The sequence below is a fragment of the Rahnella sp. WP5 genome (genome assembly GCF_000745615.1).
Classification (GTDB): Bacteria; Pseudomonadota; Gammaproteobacteria; order Enterobacterales; family Enterobacteriaceae; genus Rahnella; species Rahnella aceris.
In genome coordinates this window covers 1-3,079 of the sequence record NZ_JQJR01000033.1, presented here as the reverse complement: position 1 = coordinate 3,079, position 3,079 = coordinate 1, and the positions used below count along the sequence as shown (strand labels likewise).

General features: G+C 52.4%; 1 rRNA gene. It reads right to left on the bottom strand.

Annotated features, from left to right (window positions below):
* Nucleotides 1-75 precede the first annotated feature (75 nt).
* Nucleotides 76-2,983: ribosomal RNA gene (locus tag EX31_RS17220) — 23S ribosomal RNA — on the bottom strand.
* Nucleotides 2,984-3,079: the final 96 nt, after the last annotated feature.

Here is a 3,079-nt window from a genome sequence, read left to right as displayed (position 1 = left end):
GCTTGCACTACGAACCAATCTCGGAACTTCAGCTGAAAATCTACTTCAAGTCTCTAAAAACACCTTTGGTGTTGTAAGGTTAAGCCTCTCGGGTCATTAGTACTGGTTAGCTCAATGCATCGCTGCACTTACACACCCAGCCTATCAACGTCTTAGTCTTAAACGTCCCTTCAGGTGGCTTAAAGCCACAGGGAAGACTCATCTCGAGGCAAGTTTCGCGCTTAGATGCTTTCAGCGCTTATCTTTTCCGCATTTAGCTACCGGGCAATGCCATTGGCATGACAACCCGAACACCAGTGATGCGTCCACTCCGGTCCTCTCGTACTAGGAGCAGCCCCTCTCAATCTTCCAACGCCCACGGCAGATAGGGACCGAACTGTCTCACGACGTTCTAAACCCAGCTCGCGTACCACTTTAAATGGCGAACAGCCATACCCTTGGGACCTACTTCAGCCCCAGGATGTGATGAGCCGACATCGAGGTGCCAAACACCGCCGTCGATATGAACTCTTGGGCGGTATCAGCCTGTTATCCCCGGAGTACCTTTTATCCGTTGAGCGATGGCCCTTCCATTCAGAACCACCGGATCACTATGACCTACTTTCGTACCTGCTCGAGCCGTCACTCTCGCAGTCAAGCTAGCTTATGCCATTGCACTAACCTCACGATGTCCGACCGTGATTAGCTAACCTTCGTGCTCCTCCGTTACTCTTTAGGAGGAGACCGCCCCAGTCAAACTACCCACCAGACACTGTCCTCACCCCGGATCACGGGGCCGAGTTAGAACATCAAACATTAAAGGGTGGTATTTCAAGGTTGGCTCCACGCAGACTGGCGTCCACGCTTCAAAGCCTCCCACCTATCCTACACATCAAGGCTCAATGTTCAGTGTCAAGCTATAGTAAAGGTTCACGGGGTCTTTCCGTCTTGCCGCGGGTACACTGCATCTTCACAGCGAGTTCAATTTCACTGAGTCTCGGGTGGAGACAGCCTGGCCATCATTACGCCATTCGTGCAGGTCGGAACTTACCCGACAAGGAATTTCGCTACCTTAGGACCGTTATAGTTACGGCCGCCGTTTACCGGGGCTTCGATCAAGAGCTTCGCCTTGCGGCTGACCCCATCAATTAACCTTCCGGCACCGGGCAGGCGTCACACCGTATACGTCCACTTTCGTGTTTGCACAGTGCTGTGTTTTTATTAAACAGTTGCAGCCAGCTGGTATCTTCGACTGGCTTCAGCTCCGGGAGCAAGTCCCTTCACCTACGCGCCAGCGTGCCTTCTCCCGAAGTTACGGCACCATTTTGCCTAGTTCCTTCACCCGAGTTCTCTCAAGCGCCTGAGTATTCTCTACCTGACCACCTGTGTCGGTTTGGGGTACGATTTCGTGTTACCTGGAGCTTAGAGGCTTTTCCTGGAAGCATGGCATCAGCTACTTCACCACCGTAGTGGCTCGTTATCACGCCTCAGGGTTGATATGCAACCGGATTTACCAGGTCACACCCCCTACACGCTTGAACCGGGACAACCGTCGCCCGGCCAGCCTAGCCTTCTCCGTCCCCCCTTCGCAGTAACACCAAGTGCAGGAATATTAACCTGCTTCCCATCGACTACGCTTTTCAGCCTCGCCTTAGGGGTCGACTCACCCTGCCCCGATTAACGTTGGACAGGAACCCTTGGTCTTCCGGCGTGCGGGTTTTTCACCCGCATTATCGTTACTTATGTCAGCATTCGCACTTCTGATACCTCCAGCAAACCTCACAGTTCACCTTCGACGGCTTACAGAACGCTCCCCTACCCAACAACACCTAAGTGTCGCTGCCGCAGCTTCGGTGCATGGTTTAGCCCCGTTACATCTTCCGCGCAGGCCGACTCGACCAGTGAGCTATTACGCTTTCTTTAAATGATGGCTGCTTCTAAGCCAACATCCTGGCTGTCTATGCCTTCCCACATCGTTTCCCACTTAACCATGACTTTGGGACCTTAGCTGGCGGTCTGGGTTGTTTCCCTCTTCACGACGGACGTTAGCACCCGCCGTGTGTCTCCCGTGATAACATTCTTCGGTATTCGTAGTTTGCATCGAGTTGGTAAGCCGGGATGGCCCCCTAGTCGAAACAGTGCTCTACCCCCGAAGATGAGTTCACGAGGCGCTACCTAAATAGCTTTCGGGGAGAACCAGCTATCTCCCGGTTTGATTGGCCTTTCACCCCCAGCCACAAGTCATCCGCTAATTTTTCAACATTAGTCGGTTCGGTCCTCCAGTTAGTGTTACCCAACCTTCAACCTGCCCATGGCTAGATCACCGGGTTTCGGGTCTATACCTTGCAACTTGACGCCCAGTTAAGACTCGGTTTCCCTACGGCTCCCCTATTCGGTTAACCTTGCTACAAAATATAAGTCGCTGACCCATTATACAAAAGGTACGCAGTCACCTAACAAGTAGGCTCCCACTGCTTGTACGTACACGGTTTCAGGTTCTATTTCACTCCCCTCGCCGGGGTTCTTTTCGCCTTTCCCTCACGGTACTGGTTCACTATCGGTCAGTCAGGAGTATTTAGCCTTGGAGGATGGTCCCCCCATATTCAGACAGGATGTCACGTGTCCCGCCCTACTCATCGAACTCACAATCTGTGCATTTTTGTGTACGGGACTATCACCCTGTACCGTGCGACTTTCCAGACGCTTCCACTAACACACAAACTGATGCTGGTTCTGGGCTCTTCCCCGTTCGCTCGCCGCTACTGGGGGAATCTCGGTTGATTTCTTTTCCTCGGGGTACTTAGATGTTTCAGTTCCCCCGGTTCGCCTCATTACACTATGTATTCATGTAATGATAATGTGTCGAAACACACTGGGTTTCCCCATTCGGGTATCGTCGGGTATAACGGTTCATATCACCTTACCGACGCTTTTCGCAGATTAGCACGCCCTTCATCGCCTCTGACTGCCTAGGCATCCACCGTGTACGCTTAGTCGCTTAACCTCACAACCCGAAGGTGTTTCCACCATCGCGCTGCGATTATTTGAGAGACTCTGTTACAGACTAATCCACCACTCGGTACTGCTACGGAGAGTGATG